We start from the raw sequence: 20,390 nt of genomic DNA on the forward strand, positions 1-20,390 counted from the left end.
GTTCGCAGGTGGCCTGAGGCACGGTGAAGTTCAGATTGTGCTCGCCTTGAGTCTGGCCGCTGCCACCCAGGTCGAGGGTTTGAGGCACATGCGCCAGATGCTCACGCCAGAAATCCTGTTCGGCAGCAATCCGTTGTTCGCTCCAGTGTTCGGCTTCCCAGTGGGCGAAATCCAGGTACTGCACTGGTTGGTCGGTGTCGGTGACACCGGCCAGTTCCGCCAGCAACACTTGCGCCGAGCGGCCGTCGAAAGCGATGTGGTGCAGGGTCAGCAGCAAGTCGTGTCGCTCGTCGTTGCGGCTGAGCAGTTGCGCGCGCAGCAGCGGGCCGGTTTCCAGTTCAACCGGAGTGGCGTGTTCATTGGCCAGACAATCGTGGAGTGCTTGCTGTTGCTGCGGCTCGCTCTGGTTACGCAGGTCGTGCCAGGTCAGTGGCACGGCGCTGGCCGACAACACCTGTTGCTGCGGGCCATTGACCCCGTCGCGATACACCGTACGCAATACGCTGTGACGGTTGACCAGTGTGTTCAGCCGTAGCGCCAAGGTTTCGACGTTGATCGGACCTTGCAGACTCAGGCGCAACACCAGGTTGTGTCGGGTGTCGTCCGGGTTCAGTTGACGCAAGAACCACAGGCGGCTTTGGGCGAAAGATTGGCGACTTTGGCTGACGTTTGCATGGGTGGTCGAGGCGCTGGGCGCCGGGGCCGACTCGCTCAGGTATACCTGCAAGGCCAGCGCCCATTCGGCCAGGGTTTGTTCACCGAACAGGCTTTGAATATCGAGGTTCCAGCCCAGATCCTTGTGCAGGCGGGCGGCGAAGTCGGCCACGCTGATGGAGTCCAGGCCCAGGCCGATCAAGCTCAGTTCGAAGTCTGCCGCAAGGTACGGATTGACCTCGCGCAAGGTTTGCTCAAGCCATTGGCGGCAAGCAGTCTGCGCGCGTTGCGGCGTGCCCACGAGGTGCTTCAGTTGATTGAGGGCAATGGTTTCACTGTTTGGTGCGGTCTGCCCACCGCTCTGGGCGATGATGCTCAAGGTGCCGGCGGCCAGTTGTTTGCACGCGCCTTGACGGGCGATCTTGCCGCTGGTGGTCATCGGGATGGTGCCGGCTTCCACCAGCACGATCTGATCGATGCCGCAGTCGGCGGCTTCGCGCACGGCGTTTTGCATCGACGCAAACAGCGCCGGGTGATGCGCCGGGTCGACGAACTTGCGTTGCGGCTCGGCGACGATCACCAGTTTCTCGCGGCCCAGCACCGGGTCCATTTGCGAGAACGCAGCGATACGTCCGGTGCGAATGCCCGGCTCGGAATCGGTAATGGCGAATTCGATGTCGTGGGGGTACAGGTTGCGCCCGTTGAGAATCAGCAAGTCCTTGAGCCGCCCGCAGATCACCACCTGACCTTCGTGCATGAAGCCCAGATCGCCGGAACGCAGGTAATGGCCCGGCTCGCCGACAATGCGTGCTTCAAAGGCTTCGCGACTGGCTTCTGGATTTTTCCAATAGGCTTCGGCGTTGCTCGGGCCCCTCAGCCAGACTTCGCCAACGCGGTCGTCGGCGCAGCGCTCGTGACTCTGAGGATCGGCAATGGCAATGTCATGCAAGGCCTGCGGGTAACCGCAGGCGACGAATTCCACGGCGGCGGCATCGGTGGCCGCCAGAGCAACACGACCGGTTTCCAGCACTGCTTTATCCAAGCGAAGCACCACCGGCAGCGCGTCGGCTGGCGTGGCGCTGACGCACAGCGTGGCTTCGGCCTGGCCATAACCGGGGCTGATGGCCAAAGGGTTAAGGCCGCAAGCGGCAAAGCGCTGGGCAAAGGCTTCAAGGGTGCCGGGGTGGATCGGCTCGGCGCCGTTGATTGCGTGTTGCCAGGCGCTCAAGTCGAGCTGGGCAATCAGGTTGTCGCTGACTACCCGATTGCATAGGGCATAGGCGAAATTGGGGGCAAAACTGGCGGTGGCGCGGTAGCGGCTCAGCGCCTGAAGCCAGGTCGAGGGCGCATTGACAAATGTCTGCGACGCCATCAGGTAGCAAGGCATGCCGCTATAGAGCGGGGCCAGCATGCCACCGATCAAACCCATGTCGTGGTACAGCGGCAACCAATTAACCATGCCGCCATGCTCATCGAAACCATAGGCCTGGCGCATCAGTTCGACGTTGGCGATCAGGTTGCGCTGACGCACTTCAACGCCTTTGGGTGTACCGGTGGAGCCCGAGGTGTATTGCAGAAAAGCCACGGTTGCACCGTCGACATCCGGGCGTTTCCATTCACTGGCCGGCGGCAGGCCGAGGTCCTGGACGGTCGACACGTCGACCTTGCCTTCCACCAGCTCCAGCAAACCCTGGCAATGATCCGCTGGTGCCAGAATCAGGCCCGGCTGTGCATCCACCACCACGTTACGCACGCGATCGAGGTGGCGCGGTTTGCGCGACGGTGGCGGGAACAACGGCACGGCGATCATTCCGGCATATAAACAGGCGCAAAATGCACGGGCATAGTCGAGACTGCTGGGCAGCATCAACAACACCCGATCTCCCGGCGCGTAGCGCGATTGCAGCGCGGCAGCCAGGGAGCGGGATTGTTCGTGCAACTGGGCAAAGGTCAGGGTTTCGCCGATCTCGACGCCGTCCGGCAAGAAGTGCAGGGCAGCACGCTGCGGGAAGTGCTGGGCATTGGCCTCCAGTACTTCGATCCAGTGATTGAATGAGAACATGATGGTATTCACGCCATGGCAACGATGACTTTGCGGTCACCGGTGTAAGGATTGCGGCCGTGTGCGACCAGTCGATTGTCGAGCATCAGGATGTCGCCGGGTTGCCAGGGAAAGCTGATGGCGGTCTGGCGATAGACCTCGCGCACGGTGTCGAGTACCTCATCGGGAATCGCCGAGCCGTCACCGAAGTAAACATGGCGGGGCAGGTTCTCTTCACCCACCGCGGCGAGCAGGCTGGCGCGCACGCCCGGCTCGATGGCCGAGACATGAAACAAGTGCGCCTGATTGAACCAGACCCACTCACCGGTATCAGGGTGCTGCAGCACGGCGGCGCAACGCTGGCGTGTGCGCAGGTCGCCGTCGGCTTTCCATTCCCACTCGATGTCGTTGTCCCGGCAGTAGCGTTCAACCTGGGCGCGGTCCTCGGTGTTGAACACTTTCTGCCACGGCAGATCCAGCGCGCCGCTGTAGTTACGTACATAGAGCAGCTCGCGACTGGCGAACAGTTCGCGGATCTCGGCGGGCATGCGCTGGTAGATCAGGCGGCTGTCGGCAATCGGTGTTTCGCCACCGGTCTCACTGGCCTTGATGCAGTGGAACCAGATGCGCGAAGGCCACGGTCGGGTGTAGGCCTGCTCGTTGTGCAAGGGAATGAATTGATGGGCCGGGTATTCGGTGGAGCTATACACCCCGGCAAAGACTTTGCTGCGTGGCGTGGAACCGAATTCGTAACTGGCCAGCGGTGCGCCGAAACTGGCGGCGAAGCGCTTGAAGTCGATAGGTGTGGCGACAGTGAATCCTCGAAACAGCACGCCACCAATGGTGGTCAGCGCGTGGGGCAACGTGTCGCGAACTGACGGGTCGAGATTATGAATCGACTGTCCCGGCGTCGCCTGCACCAACACGGGTAACGACTGCTCGTTGCCATCCGCTGGAGCAATGGAGAAAGACTCGGAACGCCCGCTCAGGTGTTCGATTGAGGTCATCCTTTGTACTTCCTTTTTTATCTTTATTCGGCCAGTCGGGCGGCTTGGGCAGACCTTGGAAACAGGGCAGAGGCCGCCGTTGCAGAGTTCGACTGAAATGTATTCGCTCTGATACACGGCGGCATATTAGGTGTTAATGAGATAGATTATCAATACTATTCCTTTAAGTTTTTTTTTGGATTAGACTCCGCCCCGCTGGCCCGAATGAGCATTTGGCCGGCCGAAAAAACAAAAAATATCTGTCGCATGGGAGCGGGGCGTGAATTTCAAAAAGAACACAATTGCGTTGGCTGTGGGGTCGGCGGTCTGCCTGGCTAACAGCGCATGGGCGGCCGAGCAGTCGAACACAATGGAGATCGCTCCGATCACGGTGACGGGTGAAAAAATCAACCGCTCCCTGGAGAAAACCCAGTCCAGCGTCGTGGTTGTCACCGAGCAGCAACTACGCGAGAAGGCCGACCAAAGCCTGGTCGACGTGTTTGCCCGTACGCCGGGTGTGTACAGCCAGGCCGGTAACGAAAACTGGGGTATTCGCGGTGTGCCGGTGTCCGGTTTCGACGACCAGGGCCCGGCCACCCTCAACGGTGCGGTATCGGTTTATGTCGACGGTGCCGTGCAGCCGAACCGTGCACTGACCCTCAGCCCGATGCCGCTGTGGGATGCGGAACAGGTCGAAATTTTCCTCGGCCCGCAGTCCACCACTCAGGGCCGTAACTCCCTGGCCGGCGCGGTGGTCATCCAGACCAAAAAACCAACCTTCCAACCGAGCTTCTCGGCGCAGACCAATGTGGGGAACTATGGTGAGAAGGGCGCGGCGGTAGCCGGCGGTGGTTCGATCGTCGACGACAAGATTGCCGGGCGTATCGCCGTGGATTATCAGGACGGCGACGGTTACATCGATAACGTCACGCTCAATGAGGACGCCAATCCGCATCGCACCAGCAATACCCGCGGCAAATTGCTGATCCTGCCCAATGACGACACAGACGTTTTGCTGACCTACGCCCATAGCGAGCACCGTCAGGGCGACCGCTCGACGATGCGTCTCAACGGCAAGCCGAGTTATTACGACATATCGTCCAATACCGAGGCCTTCGACAACCTCAAGCAGGATACCCTCAGCGCCAAGATCGATTATCGCCTGAACGATGCCTGGACGCTGACCAGCCTCACCGCCAATACCCGTACGGACTACAGCGCCCGTCTGGACTTCGACCAGACCGCTGACTCCAATGAAATCGTTCTGCGCAAGCAGGACGGCGACCTGTTCAGTCAGGAGCTGCGCCTGAATTACGCCTCGGACACGGTGAAGAGTTTCGTCGGTGCCTACTATGGTCATAACACCAACAACTTCCACGACCGGTTGTTGTTCGACAACGAACTGTTCGGTACCACCAAGGGTGATACGCGGATTGAGAACGAGGCAGTGTTCGGTGAAGTCAACTGGACGTTCGCACCGCGCTGGACCCTGATCACTGGTCTGCGCTACGACCACGAGACGAACGACACCGACGTCGAGCAGGACGACTTCTCCAGCCCGGGGCAAGTCAGCAAGTCGTTTGACGCGGTACTGCCGAAACTCGGTATCGACTACGAGCTGGCCACGGATCAGTACCTCGGTTTCATGGTGCAAAAAGGCTATCGCGGCGGTGGCGTCAACGTCCGCGCCGGTGGCGGTCACCAAGCCTACGATCCGGAATACACCACCAACTACGAGCTGTCCTACCGCGGTTCGTTCTTCGACAAGAGCCTGCGCACCCGCGCTAATCTGTACTACACCGACTGGAAGGACCAACAGGTCAGTGTGCGGCAGAGCGGTACCCCCTTCGTTCAGATCTACAACGCCGGTCGCAGCGACATCAAGGGCCTGGAAGTCTTCGTCGAAAAAGACCTCACCGAACAGCTGACGCTGACCGCCGGTGGCGCTTACACCGATGGCAAATACAAGGACTTCGTTACCGGCGAAGGCCAGGACATGAGCGGCGAATCGTTCCTCCATTCACCCAAGTACAAGGTGTCGGTGGGCGGTATCTATCGCTGGGACGACCGCCTGACCTTCAACACCGACGTCACCTATCAGGACGGCGCGCCTTCGGAATACCAGTTTGATTCGAACGGCAAGGTCATAAATGAGCTCAAGAGCGACAACTACGTGTTGGTCAACTTCAACACCGAGTACAAAATCACCAAGAACTTCGCAGTGTCCGCTTACGTGAAAAACGCTTTCGACAAGGAATATGTCACCAACAACCGCAGCGACGACATTATCGACGTCGGCGCGCCGCGTACGGTGGGCATGGTTCTGCGTTACGACATGTAACCCCCATGGGCGCGGGGAAGCCGATTCCCCGCGTCCGGCTTCACGGCTGTCGTTCCCTGAAACGTTCGTTTTCAGGCCGCCCTGTTCCTTTCCAAACCCAGCCTCCCTGGAGGAAATCATGAGTGCTTTTTCGAATGTCACGTCGGGTGACGCGCAACAGCTACGCCTGTTGCACACCGGTCTGTCGAGCCCTTACTGCCTTGATCCGACGCCGATGCTGGAGCGCCAGCAACAGCAGGAGTCCAACGCCCGCAGTTACCCTCGGCGCATTCCGCTTGTGCTCGAACGAGCCCATGGCATTTATGTGCAGGACAGTCGCGGACAAGTGTTCGTCGATTGCCTGGCCGGCGCCGGCACCCTGGCGCTGGGCCACAACCATCCAGTGATTATCGAAGCCATAACCCAGGTCATGGCCGCGGGTGTGCCAATGCATACTCTGGATCTCATGACGCCGGTGAAGGATGCATTCGTACAGGAAATCTTCGGCTGCCTGCCGGCTGACTTCGCGCGTAATGCACGCATACAGTTTTGCGGCCCAAGCGGGGCCGACGCAGTCGAAGCAGCGCTGAAGCTGACCCGCACCGCCACCGGACGCCATTCGGTACTGGCCTTTGAAGGGGCTTACCACGGCATGACGCTGGGGACACTTTCCATTAGCGGTAACCTGTCACCAAAAAATGCTCTCGGTGCCCTTATGCCAGGTGTTCAGCGCCTGCCGTTTCCCCATGATTACCGTTGCCCGTTCGGTGTGGCCGGTGATCAGGGTGTGACGTTGAACGTGCGTTACCTCGAACATTTGCTCAACGACCCGGAAAGCGGTGTCACCGCACCGGCAGCAATGATTCTGGAACCGATCCAGGGCGAGGGTGGGGTGATTGCCGCGCCGGACCGCTGGCTTCAGGAGCTTCGTCGATTGACCAAGGCCCACGGAATTCCGTTGATCGTCGACGAGATCCAGTGCGGCATCGCCCGCAGCGGCCGGATGTTCGGTTTCGAGCAGTCCGGCATCACGCCGGATGTCATCACCCTGTCCAAAGCGATCGGTGGCGGTCTGCCGCTGTCGGTCATGGTCTACAACGATTCGCTGGATGTCTGGCAGCCGGGTGCCCACGCCGGCACTTTCCGTGGCAATCAACTGGCAATGGCAGCTGGCACCGCGACCTTGCGCTTCATCCGAGATCAAGGCTTGGTGGCACACGCCGAAACCGCTGGTGCGCATCTGCGTAAGCAGTTACAGATGCTGCAAAGCGAATTCGCCTGGATTGGCGATGTTCGCGGTCGTGGTTTGATGCTCGGCATGGAAATCGTCGACCCGCAAGGCGCCCTCGACGTACAGGGTCACCCGCCGGTAGACGCGGTGCGGGCCAAGGCCTTCCAGCAGGCTTGCCTGAAGCACGGTTTGATCGTCGAACTCGGCGGACGCCACGGTGCGACCGTACGCTTCTTGCCGCCGCTGATCATCACCGAACAGGAAATCGATTTCGTCGCACAAATCCTGTTCCAGGCAGCGAGTTCGATCAATGAGCGCTCCACGCGTTAATGATCTGCCGATGCACAGGGTTTGCCGACATGGAACGGCAAGCCCGTTTTTGTTTTGAACAGGGACTGATAATGCGTAAGGCTTTAGCGACGATAAAACCGACGTGGGTGCTGGCGACCGTATTGGCATTGAACGGCTGTGGAGCACAGGATCAGTCCGCTGAACACAGTACGTCGCCGCCGCAGGTCAAAACGCTCACCGTGCAACCCCGACCGTTTGCCATGACCTCAGACCTGCCTGGTCGAATAGAACCGGTGCGCATCGCCGAGGTGCGCGCACGGATTGCCGGTGTTGTGTTGACCCGACATTTTGAAGAGGGCAGCGACGTCAAGTCTGGCCAACTGCTCTTCAGCATCGACCCTGCGCCGCTCAAGGCTGCATTAATGCGGGTCGAAGGCGCCTTGGCCAAAGCAGAAGCCGATGTCTATCGCGCCAACGCTCATGTGCAACGCTACAAACAACTGGTGGAAATCAACGCCGTCAGTCCGCAGGTATTCGACGACGCGGTCTCTGATCTCAAGAGCGCCAAGGCTAACCGCCTGGCCGCTCAAGCCGATGTGGCGACCGCCCGACTCAACCTCGGTTACTGTCAGGTGCGAGCGCCGATCAGTGGCCGTATCGGCCGCGCCATGGTCAGCGAGGGCGCACTGGTAGGCCAGGACGAAGCCACGCAAATGGCGCGGATTCAGCAACTGGACCCGATTTACGCCGACTTTACGCAGTCCGTCGATCAGATCGTGGCCTTGCAGCAAGCCGTGGCCAGTGGTCGTCTGACGCTCACCGGTGCGGGTGCAGCCAAGGTTACGGTACAGGTCGGCACTCCGGCACAAACTCGACAAGGCAAGTTGATGTTCTCCGATATTTCGGTCGATCGAAGCACCGGGCAAGTCACCTTGCGCGGCGAGTTTCCTAACCCGGACAGCGTACTGCTGCCGGGCATGTATGTGCGGGTCGTAGCGCCGGCGGGGATCGATCCGCAAGCGTTGTTCGTGCCGCAGCAAGCGGTGCAGCGCGGTGTCGACGGCCAGGCCAGGTTGATGCTGGTGGACGCCCAGGGGGTGGTGCGCGAACGGGTGGTCAGCACCGGCGCGATGCTCGGTTCCGACTGGCAGATCACCCAGGGACTAGTGGCCGGCGAGCAAGTGGTGGTCGAGCGCGCCGACAAGCTCAGTGTCGGCACCAGGGTCAACATAATCACCTTGGCCGAACAGCAGGCCCATAACTGAGGGCGTGACGCTTTTACCCACGGTTGTTAGCCAGGATCTTACCGATGCCCGATTTTTTCATTAACCGTCCGAATTTCGCCTGGGTCATCGCGTTGTTCATCGCGCTGGCAGGAGCGCTGACCCTGGGCACCTTGCCGGTCAGCCAATACCCGGACGTGGCACCGCCGCAAATCAGTGTCAGTGCCAGCTACCCCGGTGCCTCGGCGCAGATCATCAATCAGAACATCACCAGTCTGATCGAGGAGGAACTCAACGGCCTCAAGGATTTGCTGTATTACGAATCCAACAGTGCCAACGGCAGTGCAGAAACCACCATCACCTTCAAGCCGGGCATCGATCCCGACATGGCGCAGGTCGACGTCCAGAACCGCTTGCAACGGGTAGTCGGGCGCTTGCCCCAAGCGGTGATCGAGCAAGGCCTGAAAGTGGAGCAGGTACGTGCCAATTTTCTGATGATCTATGCCTTGTCCTACACCGATGGGCAGCAGGATTCGATCGGGTTGGCAGACTACGCCGCGCGGGGCATCAATAACGAGATTCGCCGCGTGGCCGGGGTAGGGCGGGTGCAGATGTACACCGCCGAACGGGCCATGCGCATTTGGGTCGATCCTGCCCGGCTTGTGAGTTACAACCTGTCGATGGCCGATGTCAGTAAAGCCATCGCCGGGCAGAACGTGCAAGTACCCGCCGGCAGCATGGGCGAACGTCCGGGGCCTGCCGAGCAGCACATTACCGCCACCGTCATGGTGCAGGGTCAGCTCGAATCCGTGGAGGCGTTCGGCAACATTGTGCTGCGGGCCAATGACGACGGCTCCAGTGTCAGGATTCACGATGTGGCCCGAGTCGAACTGGGTCGTCAGGACTACCGCTTCGACGCTCGCCTGAACGGCAAACCTGCGGCGGCCATGTCGGTGCAGTTGGCACCCGGTGCCAACGCGCTGCAAACGGCGGCGGCGATCAAGGCCCGGCTGGATCAACTGTCGAGCACGCTGCCAGCGAACATGACGCTGAGCGTGCCTTATGACACCTCATACTTTGTCGACGTGGCGATCAAGCAAGTCATCTACACCTTGATCGAAGCCATGGTGCTGGTGTTCCTGGTGATGCTGCTGTTTTTGCAGAACCTGCGTTACACGCTGATTCCGGCCATCGTGGTGCCGGTCTGCCTGTTGGGCACCCTCGCGGTAATGGCGCCGCTAGGGTTTTCGATCAACATGATGACCCTGTTCGGCATGGTGCTGGCCATTGGCATTCTGGTGGACGACGCCATTGTCGTGGTAGAGAACGTCGAGCGCTTGATCACGCAGGAGCGCCTGTCGCCCAAAGACGCGACCCGCAAAGCGATGCAGCAGATCAGCGGGGCGATTGTTGGCATCACCCTGGTGCTGGCGGCGGTATTCCTGCCGTTGGCGCTCATGGGCGGTTCGGTGGGGGTGATCTACCAGCAGTTTTCCATGGCGCTGTCGGTGTCGATTCTATTCTCCGGGTTCCTGGCGTTGACCCTGACGCCGGCCCTGTGTGCCACCTTGCTAAAACCCTTCGACCCGGCGAAAGAGCTACGACCCAACCGCTGGGCGAACGGCTTCAATCGACGCTTCGATGCCTTGGCCCGGCGCTACGAGCGGTTCAGTTCGAGCTGGGTCCGTCGCAGCACTCGCAGCATGGGCATTTACCTCATAATGTTGCTGGTACTCGCTTTTGCCTATCACCGATTGCCATCCTCATTCATGCCGTCCGAGGATCAGGGCTACATCATCACGGATATCCAGCTACCACCTGCGGCTTCGGCTTCGCGCACGGATGTGACGGTGCAAACGTGGGAGCACTATGCCTTGGCGCAACCCGCCACGGATCAGGTGCTGGCAATCATGGGGTTCAGTTTTTCCGGGGTCGGCGCTAACGCGGCGTTGTCGTTTACCAGCCTCAAGGACTGGTCGGTTCGCGGCGATGGCCAGGCCAGCGACGCGGTGGCCCGACGCGCGAATGAGGCTTTTGAGAACGCCGCTGACGGCACGCTGTTCAGCGTGGTGCCGCCGCCGGTGGACGGCCTCGGCACCTCGAACGGTTTCGAGTTACGGTTGCAGGATCTGGCAGGGCAGGGGCACGAAGCGCTGTTGAAGGCCCGAACCCAATTGCTGGAGGCGGCCAAGGCGTCGCCGGTGATCGATTACCTGATGGAGGATGGCCTGGCGGATGCGCCGCAGATCAACGTCAGCATCGACCGCGAAAAAGCCGAAGCCCTCGGTGTGAGTTTTGATGTGATCAGTTCAGCGTTGTCCTCGGCGCTGGGCTCGGAACAAATCAATGAGTTTGCCAATCAGGGGCGGATGCAGCGGGTGATCGTTCAGGCGGACAGCATCAGTCGCCAGACGCCTGAAGCGCTGTTGCGCCTGCAAGTGCCCAATCGACAGAACCGATTGGTGCCACTGGAAGCGTTCAGCCGTTTTGAGTGGCAGGTCGGGCCACTGCAGATCGCGCGCTACAACGGCTCAGCGTCGCTGCGTTTTTCCGGTGATGCCGCACCGGGTTACAGCACCGGTCAAGCCATGGAAGAACTGCAGAAAATCGCCCGTCAGTTACCGGCCGGTTTTAGCCTTGAATGGGCCGGGCTGTCACTTCAGGAACAACAGGCCAGCGATCAGGTGCCGCTGCTGGTGGCGTTATCGTTGATTGTGGTGCTGCTGGTGCTGGTGGCGCTGTATGAAAGCTGGACGATTCCCTTTGCCGTGCTGTTGATCGTGCCTGTCGGCATGCTCGGTTCGGTAGCCGCGGTGACGATCATGGGCCTGCCCAATGATGTCTATTTCAAGGTGGGGCTGATCACGATCATTGGACTGGCGGCGAAGAATGCAATCCTCATCGTCGAGTTTGCCAAGACACTTCACGTTCAGGGCGCGAGCCTTGCGCAAGCGGCGGCTCAGGCCGCGCGTCTGCGTTTTCGTCCGATCGTCATGACGTCCCTGGCCTTCATTCTCGGCGTGGTGCCTCTGGCTATTGCAACTGGTGCGGGAGCTGCCAGCCAGCGAGCGATCGGCACAGGCGTGATCGGCGGTATGCTGGCGGCGACAGTGCTCGGGGTCTTGTGGGTACCGGTGTTCTTTGTCTGGGTTTTGTCCGCGGCAAATCGGTTGCGTAGTCGCCGTGTCAGCCTCACCGAGCCCGTGGCAGACGATGGAACGCGGTAATGTGGATTCAGCTCCCACGTTACATTTTGCCGTGCAGGTTTCATCATGCAATCGCACACACCAATGCGCAGCTTGAGTGAGGATTTCTTCGTCCATTTCGCAAGGGTTGGGGGGGATTCATTGACAGCTACCTGTATGGCCGGACAAGCCACTCTACGAGAGAGATTGGTAAAAAAATGTCAAAAAAAAACAAAACAAAACAGTCTTGCGTCCAAGTCTGGAGACTTGGACTCAGCGAATCTTTGCAAACCGTACATTTCTGAAAAGGAGTATTCGCATGTACAACCACTCAGCATCGGCACCCCCCGTTACGCAATTGCAATTCCAGGCAGCGGCAACTCAACGAGCATCCGAGTCAGATCGCGGCACTAATAAACATATCCGTGAGTTGCTGCGTTACTACGGGCTGCGCACCAGCTTGATCCGCTTGAAAGTTATCGATGCCTTGCTGATCGCCGCCAGAGATGGACGTTCCATCAATGCGCGCGACGTGCATGCCTACCTGGAATCATTTGCTGCCGAGTTGTCGTTCATTTGTGTGCGTGAAGTGCTCAAACGCCTATGTGATGAAGGTGTAATCCTTTTTCAACCAGACAAGAGATACATCTTTACCACCGAAGCCTGCGCAATACTGGAACAGCACTCCGGTCGTTGAAGGCCTAAGGTGCCTCATCACTGGCCGTTTTTGGCTGTGGATTCAACCGGTCGATGCAACAGATTGGCTAAACCTTCAGTTCTTTCGTGTTCCGCGTATAACCAAGGAAAGCTACGGGTCAAGGTATGGGCTGGTGGATTTTCACCAAACCCCAGAAACGACAAAGCCCTGAAAAATCAGGGCTTTGTCGTATAAAGATGGCGGAGGCGATGGGATTCGAACACCTCTGCCATAAAGAATAAAAACCCTTTAAAATCAATTGCGTAGCGCTCGTAAAAGCAAGGTGTGACCACAATTGTGCCCACATCTGTGGGCCGAGAACAGACAAATATTACCCCCCGATTGGCCTAATCATCAAGCACCAGTTCGACGGAACAGATGACAGCCAGCGGCGCGCCAACGAATGACTGCGACCTTTTGCTTACGGCTATTTTTCGGCTAGCTAGGTGCCTGGAAGTTCTCCCCTCCGAATGCCCAGGTGCGTATTTGCATCGCACTTGACCAGTCAATTGCCATCCATGCTGACCAACCGTTTGCATTGGACTTGACCAGCACACACCGTAGTGACGATCGGCAGAGAACGGCCAGAAGCAGTCTTTGGATGCCGGTCCTTTTTAAAACGCAAAGCGGGGGCTCTTTGGGTTTCCGACCTCTGGCTCAAGTCAAATAAATGATTGGTGCTACGAGAAAAAGGTTTTAAACAGCAACTACCGTGGTGCTCAGACTAGTTGATTAGGTCGCCGGAATATTCGAATCAGAATATATTCGTGACGGAATTTAGACGAGTTTAGCAATCTCTTAAGAGCGAGAGTGGATACTCGTCGCAACTGACAGTTATTATTTCATAGGCGGATGGACATAATCGAATAAAAATCAAGGCAACTTGAACGAAAGAAATATTTGTTATCGTCTCGCTGGGTACCTCGAACACACCAAGCGGCGGAAGTTTTACGAAAGTCTAAGACTGATTGGGATAGATTAGATTTGGCCAAGCATACCACAACAACTACTTGAAGAACTGTCATCGTCACATGAAAAGACATCCTGATCAACAACACCAAAGGGGTGGGTAAGCGGTATCGATGGAATATCCATCATAGAAAACGACTCTTGAGACGACGTGATCATGACATCTCCACCTTTGGCTATGAAATCGATATGGGTTCTACAATCATAATCCAACAAGCCACTCTGATTATGTTGACCTAAGCCAAGATGAAAGCCTACAACACGCTCGTTGATATGCGAATTATATTTGGTAGGTGTCGTTACTCCCGGATTTGTTCCGAAGCCTAACTCTCCAACTTTATTGGCTAGGGGATTATCGGAAAACGCGCCTTCAACAAACGACAGAATAATTTTATTTTTACAGTTGATATCGATTACTTTGCCTTCGGCAATTTTTAGTCTGACTGGGCAACGCTCTAGAGTTACGTCAAAATCAATCAATTGGTTTGCATGCAACGCGAAATCCGCAATGAAAATACCCTCAATCGAATCAGGAAAAGTAGCTATCTCCCCACCAGGAAAAATCATATCACCGCCTTTGCTTGCGGCCCCTCTACTGCTTATCCATCTATATCGAGAACTATCTAAGACCACCTTCATATGCGTCCCAGCAGGTGATCGCAGTTCTATTTCCCCCGCAGCGACTAGTTTTTTTAAAAGCCACGAATTTCTGTAGGAAAGCTCTTTAGGAAACGTCTGAATAGCATATCTAAAGAGGTCGGGCGTTGCACTCATCATACGCACGCAGATCGTAGATTCTAGACCTAGCGTACCCAAAACACGATAAATGCCCGCCGAGTGGGATAGTGTATGTAGCTCTAGCGTTATTAAAAACAACCGTCTAAGCCCATCCCCAACAAAATCAGATAGACCTTTCAGAAGGCGCGCTTCGAAATGCTCATCGCGCAATGGACGCATTGGAATCTCAGTGCATGAAACGCCGCGAGAAGCACAAGCAACAGAAACGAATGCGCAAATTTCACGACAATTAACTTCATACAAGATAACAACCAAATCATCGCTACGAATATTTAGATGGTTATCTAGGAAGCAACCAACTTTTTCCAAGATAAAATTATCCATAACGCGTTGATCCAGTATGAAAATTGACCCGTGCCCGAGTTGAAACTACATGGTTTTATAAGCCACATACCAAAGAGCTTGATCGCTAAGGTCAATTTCCTGACCAAGCTCAAACTCTTTCCCCTCAAGCTCATCCAGCTTCTTTTTTATCTCATCAATTTTCTCTTTCGTGAGAGTTACCTTTTTAGCTTTGTCATCTCCAGCGCCAGGAGGAATATCATCTGTGCCCATTTAATAATCTCCAATATTTTCAGAAAGATTTATATGAAAGGTAGCTGAATAAAGACAACTACTAGCACCGTGCCATTTTTATGCTAGTAAACGTTCACCATTTTGTCAAACCCAACTTCTCAATTTTTTACAACACGTCTCGTAGAGCTTTCCAAAGTTCTGTCGTTTGTCTGGAAAGATTGTTGGCTGAACTGAAGCTGGAGTCCATTTTCGCGATTCCGTCGTACGCCAAGTCAAGTCTAGAGTCACACATACAGCCAGACGCAGAATCGAATTTTAAGCACCCTTCGTAATATAGAACTATGTTTACGAGTGCGTGATAAGCTAGCAGCGCCCTACTTGCAGGTCTCATTCGGCCAGCGAGTGCAGAATATACAACTTCTCTGTCATCTACGGTTTCAAATCGTGAAGTCCAACTCAAAATATTAAAAAATTGATGACTAGCTTCGTGCACGAGAAGTTCACCAGTGAGGTACGGATTGCAATCAACTGTGAGGGCAGCAACACCAAGATGTCGAGCGGAGCTAACGCTCATAATTCTATGACCAGACGTATCATAAAGTATTCCAATATGTGATAGAGCTATGCTAACCGCCGGCACAAAGGAGCTAGCGCTCTCGCCCAGTACTTTTGCTGAGCTATTAAGTTTATTTATAGAGCACTGACTGCCTCCGTCTGAGGAAACTACGAAATCGCTGGACTTCGACATTTCAAGAATGTCTTCGGGCAGGAATTTTTCTGGAGTAATTATCGCCTTGACCCCGCCTAACATAATTGTCGGCGCTTTAAAAGCGAGTCCATCTTTTAAAATATCCTGCTCGCCAGAGGATTTAGCCCCAATTGAAAAGCGGCTTATAGCGCCAGAAAAACGAAAAAAAACCAAAACATTTTCTTCATTGGTCGCTGTCGAGCACCCCGAAATCACTTCGAAAAAAGTGTACTCATCACAAATGAGATTTATTTTTTTTTCGAGGGTGATACTCCACTCGGCTTTGGCCCCAAGAAGGGTAGCCAATATTGCAAAATTTAGTAGAACTTCACTCGGCAGCGCTGCACCTTTCCCTAGGTTAAACTCTAGGCAAGTTAAAACGGGGTGAGCGACACTGAAAAGATCGCGAACCAAACATTCGTCAATCATTCGACAGATCGCCTGTTGCCCCCCCTGAGCGATTTGTAAAGCCCTTAGTTTTGAGAGCGCTCGCCGCCACCTTGCCCGCAAGACGAGTTTTGCCATTTTTGCGGCCTGAGGATGTGATAAATCTGCCAGGACGCACACTAAACTATCCATGGTAAAAGCTCCCAGATGCTACTGTTAACTGTAGCAGCCATTGAACGATAGGATCGAATATGACTAAAAATTTCTGGTTTGATGGAGGTGATGCCGTTGTGCATGCATTTCTACGAGATTGTGATTCGCTCCGGCGCTCCGTCAATCTTTCAACGATGGGAAATACGGTTATCGATTGTTGCGGAGATAAAAAACTTGATGTTGTAGATGTAGGAGGAGGTCATGGCCGTCAGGCTGTTTGGTTTGCACGCAACGGCCATAACGTGGTGATAGTCGAACCGGATGCACGCATGATTGAAAGTGCGCAGCAGGCAATCTCCAGAGAGCCCTCTTCAGTGAGTAGACGTATAACTTTAATTGAGGCAAAAGGGGAGGATGCGTTTAAATCAGTCCAAAGAAAATTTGATGCAGTCCTTTGCCATAGCGTTATTTCTTATTTAGAGGAGCCAAGCTCACTTTTCGAAAATCTTGCAGATCTTTGTAAAACCGATGGAATTGTATCGATCGTAACACCCAACCCGCAGTCCGCAGCGATGAGATGCGCTTTGAATCGTAGATGGGAAGATGCTATAGCGGCCATATCCACTTGTTCTGACCGTTCACCTCACTACGTCATGGACAAGGAGTGGCCAGTCGAAGTTCTTATCAGTAATTTGGCTCGACACAGGCTAAGCGTTTCTGAACGAAGGGGTGTCGGCATATTCATTGACGGCTTAGATAGCGAACTTACCGAAGATGAGTTTAAGTTTGCATGCGAAGCAGAAATCCTTGGCAGTATTACGGATCCGTATCGCTTGATTGCAAGATGTTACCAGCTTATTTGTAGGGCTTCTGACGAATGAAAATTATCATTTATATAAACTTCCGAAGAGAGGAAATACTAAATTAAGCCTTCCTGGGAATTTAACGTTGACTGCCTGCCACGACTGGCAGTTATGGGTTGATTTCGGTCAGTCGTGACAGACAGGAATCGGCCAAAAGTGGACGGTGGACACGGTGATGGCAAGTGGGTAGTGTCACGGATTCTGCTTGCGGCTCTAGCGGGCAGCAGGGCTCACCTTCATCCATGTCGCGTTTTTCCCCTCTAAGCTAGATAAGGACTTACAGGGCGACAAGGAGCGTTGTACGACACGTCATCGCGACATAGCATGTCGTATCATTCGTAGTTAAATTTCTCCAGGAGCAGTAGCGATGCCTACCACTATCCCTGATTCTTCATGGTATAGAAGAAGAAGCTCTGAGGAAAATGCTCCTTTTTCGTGCCCTTACGCAAACGTACATAAATGCCCAAGATACTACGCAAGCATAAATATGCTTGGCGAAGCTAAAATGATCACATCTATAAGCGATGATAAAAAAGAAGCTTTAGATGCTTTTTGGGCTGGCTCTGGATTGCTACCAGTTATTGCCGAAGACGACACTGGTATAAGTGGTTGTGAAGGAAATTGGAGTTCATTTTCAAATTTTTGCCCTGAGGTTTCTTTTACTTATATTCATTATTATGCAAGCTATTTGGCGAAATATGTAGATGAAATTGATAGCGACTGCGGACGTAGGGTTGCTGAAAGGGAAAAGATCCTCAACGATTGGCGATATCAGTGGGGGTTTGTATCAGCCTGTCACTTTCTGGATTGCAGTATTTATAATCAAGTCCATAATTTTAATTCAAAAGGCATTGGTAAATTTGATAAGCTTGCTCATTCCAATATCGTAATCCTGATAGGGAGGATGGAGCAGTGTTTAGAAAATAGCGATCCTTCAGGTGTTTTGCATGCCGCGGCAAATATATTAGAAACAACAGCAAAAGATATTATCAGAAGCGATAGCATAGAAAACCAAACACTGGGCGGGTTTATTGAAAAATACAAAAAAGAATCAAACCTACCAAGCGAGTTAAAAAATGTAGTTGAGCAAATATACAAGCTTAGGAACATCATGCCCTTATCAGGTCATGGGAGCACAGGAACGCCAAATATGACTATGCACGATGCAATTGTAATTTCAGCGGCAACAAAATTTATTGTTGAAGTTGAATATCGTGCTAAAAAAATCTAACAAATGGTTCAAGACGTTCGCTCCGCTCACTAGGGGCCGGCTTTAGGCGGCCCCTTAATCAAACTATTAGAGAATAGAGTAGTCACGCCATGAAAGAATACGAAAAAATCGGCAAGATCGTAATAATCCTATCTGTAGCTGCATCGGCAATTTCTTTTCTTCTTTCAACCGGCTACTATCCCCAGGCTGGATTTTTATACAGCTTGCAAAATTCAATGCACTTGATTGATTTATCAATAGTCGATGGTGCAATTAGAGGTGATGAATGTAAAGTCTATGAGGAAGATTGCCTAAGAATCATCATACTGACAAAATATGTTATGGTTTTTCTTTTAGCGTTGCTAACTTATGGGGTCTTAATATACAAAGGCCTAGTGAAGAACCCGCTTTCATACATCTCTCAAGTACGACGCCCTGAGTAATCTAAAACAAGACTATTAAATCGCTAATTTCATTCGCTGGGACGGTGTGCCGCCGCCCATTAGATTAATCGTTAGGCGGTCATGAGTATTGGAGATATATGAAGGCCTTGTTTATTGGTGCGGGAGCTACTTACGATTGTGGTATGCCTCTGGTATGGGAGTTAACAGCAGAGGTAAGACGGTGGCTAACGCCAAAAAAGCTTACTTTATTCAATGAGGGTTGGAAGCATCAAGGTGGCGGATGGAGTGATGACGTTGTTTGCTCTCTTATAAGTCTCTTAGAAAACAAAAGTCTACATTACGAAAATATTATTGGGGCGATTGAGGTTGAATGCTCAAGAGAACGTGATAATGAGAAAAGACAAGAGTACTATGCAGTGCTTGGCTTTCTTCTTCAAGCAGTATACGGACTACTGCTTGAAAGGCAGGTCGTAAATGCTCGTTATGCTTTGAGTGCATTGGACGACTTTACCAGCTTAAAAAAAATGGCGGAAGAAAATAAGCCGCTTTGGGTGTTCTCTCTAAATCACGACTGCATAATTGAAATGCTGGCAACAAAGACTGATATACCGCTGAAGTCTGGATTTAATGAGAACATTTTTTTAACAATGAAAACGGTTGATGGTTCGCCTCAGAAGATAGCTTTTGAACGTTTGAGTCGTACCTCCATTGATAGCAATAGTTATGATTTTTTTAGGCCAGGTGAGTTTGGAATAAATCTCGTAAAGCTCCATGGCTCCCTAGATATATTTGGTCAGGGTGATGAACTTAGTTATTTAAAAATTAAGCCGCTCGGCAATGACCCAGGATCATATGCTACCCAACTTAAATTGATTAATAAGATAAACCAGGATATTTCATTGCGTGATCGTGTCGTATGTACGAATGAAAATGTCTATGAAGATGAGAGTGGGGAAATACAGTTTTTGCGTAAAAGTCTCCTGTCAGGAGCGCATAAATTCACAAAAAAATTAAGCCAGATTGCACCCTCGGAGTTTTTATCTCTTTTTAAAGGTAACTTAAACTACGCAGATGAGCTGATTTGCATCGGATATAGTTTCGGAGACAAACATGTCGATGAGCAGATAATTGAATGGATGTCTTTTTTAAAGTCGCGAAAGCTTACCATTGTAAATCCAGGCATAAATGAATGCCCTGACAAAATGAAGCATTTATCAAGTCAAGTTTGTTGTGAAGGGCTCGGCGCAGCCGATTACTTTATCCAGCTCAAGAGTGGGAAAAGTACAGATTTACAAAATGCGTTGCGAAAAATTAGGGTGGAAGCGCGAGAAAGAATTAGACATGAGTTAATGAGCAGAGCCTAAGAATGATTGTATGCGTTCGCTTCGCTCAGAGGGTGTAGTGACAACGATAGGGACGATCTAAAGTGTACGGTGGACACGGTGGTGGCAAATGAGTAGTGTCACAGACGCTGCTATAAAACCTAGAGGGCAGCAGTGTTTGTCGTCATCCATATTGCATTTCTCCAAGGACGTCGCAGTTACGCGAAATGCGGCATGGTATGCCATCTGATAATAGTTATGTAACAATAAGCTGAGTTAATCGAATGAGCGTGTACGCAAAACTTATTAAGTTTCGGAAAAAAATAAGACTAAACCAGCGGAAAGTTATTGATACGGTAGTCAAAGATCACTCTGCTCATATATGTATATTC

The 20,390-nt window shown here is 53.4% G+C and carries 14 protein-coding genes; 9 read left to right on the forward strand and 5 right to left on the reverse strand.

What is annotated here, in order from left to right:
- Together WLY71_RS22515 and WLY71_RS22520 are read right to left on the reverse strand one after the other, a co-directional pair.
- The coding region (locus WLY71_RS22515) for an AMP-binding protein (protein WP_347805296.1) at positions 1-2,716 on the reverse strand (2,716 nt) is incomplete at its 3' end.
- Between the two features lie 8 nt (positions 2,717-2,724).
- Positions 2,725-3,702, reverse strand: a complete 978-nt coding sequence (locus WLY71_RS22520; protein WP_347805297.1) for a TauD/TfdA family dioxygenase — start codon at positions 3,700-3,702, stop codon at positions 2,725-2,727.
- Positions 3,703-3,961: 259 nt separating this feature from the next.
- Between WLY71_RS22520 and WLY71_RS22525 the strand changes: the two genes are divergently transcribed.
- The 5 genes from WLY71_RS22525 (at position 3,962) to WLY71_RS22545 (ending at position 12,628) form a co-directional block, all read left to right on the forward strand.
- On the forward strand, positions 3,962-6,022 hold the full coding sequence (locus WLY71_RS22525; protein WP_347805298.1) for a TonB-dependent receptor: 2,061 nt from the start codon (positions 3,962-3,964) through the stop codon (positions 6,020-6,022).
- 118 nt (positions 6,023-6,140) lie between these two features.
- Complete coding sequence (locus WLY71_RS22530; RefSeq protein WP_347805299.1) at positions 6,141-7,562, forward strand: diaminobutyrate--2-oxoglutarate transaminase; 1,422 nt, start codon at positions 6,141-6,143, stop codon at positions 7,560-7,562.
- Between the two features lie 71 nt (positions 7,563-7,633).
- On the forward strand, positions 7,634-8,788 hold the full coding sequence (locus tag WLY71_RS22535; protein WP_347805300.1) for an efflux RND transporter periplasmic adaptor subunit: 1,155 nt from the start codon (positions 7,634-7,636) through the stop codon (positions 8,786-8,788).
- Between the two features lie 44 nt (positions 8,789-8,832).
- On the forward strand, positions 8,833-11,973 hold the full coding sequence (locus WLY71_RS22540) for a multidrug efflux RND transporter permease subunit (protein WP_347805301.1): 3,141 nt from the start codon (positions 8,833-8,835) through the stop codon (positions 11,971-11,973).
- 277 nt (positions 11,974-12,250) lie between these two features.
- The gene (locus WLY71_RS22545; protein ID WP_347805302.1) at positions 12,251-12,628 is read left to right on the forward strand and encodes a fe2+ zn2+ uptake regulation protein; all 378 of its coding nucleotides are present in this window, start codon (positions 12,251-12,253) and stop codon (positions 12,626-12,628) included.
- Positions 12,629-13,606: 978 nt separating this feature from the next.
- Here WLY71_RS22545 and WLY71_RS22550 read toward each other — a convergent pair.
- From WLY71_RS22550 to WLY71_RS22560, 3 genes are all read right to left on the reverse strand, one after another.
- A complete protein-coding gene (locus WLY71_RS22550; protein ID WP_347805303.1) occupies positions 13,607-14,719 on the reverse strand; it encodes a M29 family metallopeptidase in 1,113 nt (370 codons plus the stop codon).
- Positions 14,720-14,764: 45 nt separating this feature from the next.
- Positions 14,765-14,950 (reverse strand): hypothetical protein, encoded by a 186-nt coding sequence (locus WLY71_RS22555; protein ID WP_347805304.1) that lies wholly within the window; start codon positions 14,948-14,950, stop codon positions 14,765-14,767.
- Positions 14,951-15,077: 127 nt separating this feature from the next.
- Positions 15,078-16,238, reverse strand: coding sequence for a hypothetical protein (locus WLY71_RS22560; RefSeq protein ID WP_347805305.1), 1,161 nt, complete (start codon positions 16,236-16,238; stop codon positions 15,078-15,080).
- A gap of 59 nt (positions 16,239-16,297) precedes the next feature.
- Here WLY71_RS22560 and WLY71_RS22565 point away from each other — a divergent pair, with 59 nt between their 5' ends.
- The 4 genes from WLY71_RS22565 to WLY71_RS22580 all read left to right on the forward strand — a co-directional run bounded on the left by WLY71_RS22565 (position 16,298) and on the right by WLY71_RS22580 (position 20,040).
- Positions 16,298-17,080 (forward strand): class I SAM-dependent methyltransferase, encoded by a 783-nt coding sequence (locus WLY71_RS22565; protein WP_347805306.1) that lies wholly within the window; start codon positions 16,298-16,300, stop codon positions 17,078-17,080.
- 349 nt (positions 17,081-17,429) lie between these two features.
- Positions 17,430-18,293 carry a hypothetical protein gene (locus tag WLY71_RS22570; RefSeq protein WP_347805307.1) on the forward strand — a complete coding sequence of 288 codons (864 nt, stop codon included), beginning with the start codon at positions 17,430-17,432 and terminating at the stop codon, positions 18,291-18,293.
- An 89-nt stretch (positions 18,294-18,382) separates the two neighbouring features.
- On the forward strand, positions 18,383-18,715 hold the full coding sequence (locus tag WLY71_RS22575; RefSeq protein WP_347805308.1) for a hypothetical protein: 333 nt from the start codon (positions 18,383-18,385) through the stop codon (positions 18,713-18,715).
- Between the two features lie 98 nt (positions 18,716-18,813).
- Entirely contained in the window at positions 18,814-20,040 is a 1,227-nt protein-coding gene (locus WLY71_RS22580; protein WP_347805309.1) for a hypothetical protein, read from the forward strand.
- Positions 20,041-20,390 lie beyond the last annotated feature (350 nt).

The organism is Pseudomonas rossensis (genome assembly GCF_039888995.1).
Lineage (GTDB): Bacteria > Pseudomonadota > Gammaproteobacteria > Pseudomonadales > Pseudomonadaceae > Aquipseudomonas > Aquipseudomonas rossensis.

Bases quoted from the DNA above. Each gene is read 5' to 3' on its own strand.
- WLY71_RS22560 (WP_347805305.1), bottom strand. From the start codon at position 16,238: ATGGATAGTTTAGTGTGCGTCCTGGCAGATTTATCACATCCTCAGGCC.
- WLY71_RS22550 (WP_347805303.1), bottom strand. From the start codon at position 14,719: ATGGATAATTTTATCTTGGAAAAAGTTGGTTGCTTCCTAGATAACCAT.
- WLY71_RS22540 (WP_347805301.1), top strand. From the start codon at position 8,833: ATGCCCGATTTTTTCATTAACCGTCCGAATTTCGCCTGGGTCATCGCG.
- WLY71_RS22570 (WP_347805307.1), top strand. From the start codon at position 17,430: ATGCCTACCACTATCCCTGATTCTTCATGGTATAGAAGAAGAAGCTCT.
- WLY71_RS22580 (WP_347805309.1), top strand. From the start codon at position 18,814: ATGAAGGCCTTGTTTATTGGTGCGGGAGCTACTTACGATTGTGGTATG.
- WLY71_RS22565 (WP_347805306.1), top strand. From the start codon at position 16,298: ATGACTAAAAATTTCTGGTTTGATGGAGGTGATGCCGTTGTGCATGCA.
- WLY71_RS22545 (WP_347805302.1), top strand. From the start codon at position 12,251: ATGTACAACCACTCAGCATCGGCACCCCCCGTTACGCAATTGCAATTC.
- WLY71_RS22535 (WP_347805300.1), top strand. From the start codon at position 7,634: ATGCGTAAGGCTTTAGCGACGATAAAACCGACGTGGGTGCTGGCGACC.
- WLY71_RS22520 (WP_347805297.1), bottom strand. From the start codon at position 3,702: ATGACCTCAATCGAACACCTGAGCGGGCGTTCCGAGTCTTTCTCCATT.
- WLY71_RS22555 (WP_347805304.1), bottom strand. From the start codon at position 14,950: ATGGGCACAGATGATATTCCTCCTGGCGCTGGAGATGACAAAGCTAAA.
- WLY71_RS22530 (WP_347805299.1), top strand. From the start codon at position 6,141: ATGAGTGCTTTTTCGAATGTCACGTCGGGTGACGCGCAACAGCTACGC.
- WLY71_RS22575 (WP_347805308.1), top strand. From the start codon at position 18,383: ATGAAAGAATACGAAAAAATCGGCAAGATCGTAATAATCCTATCTGTA.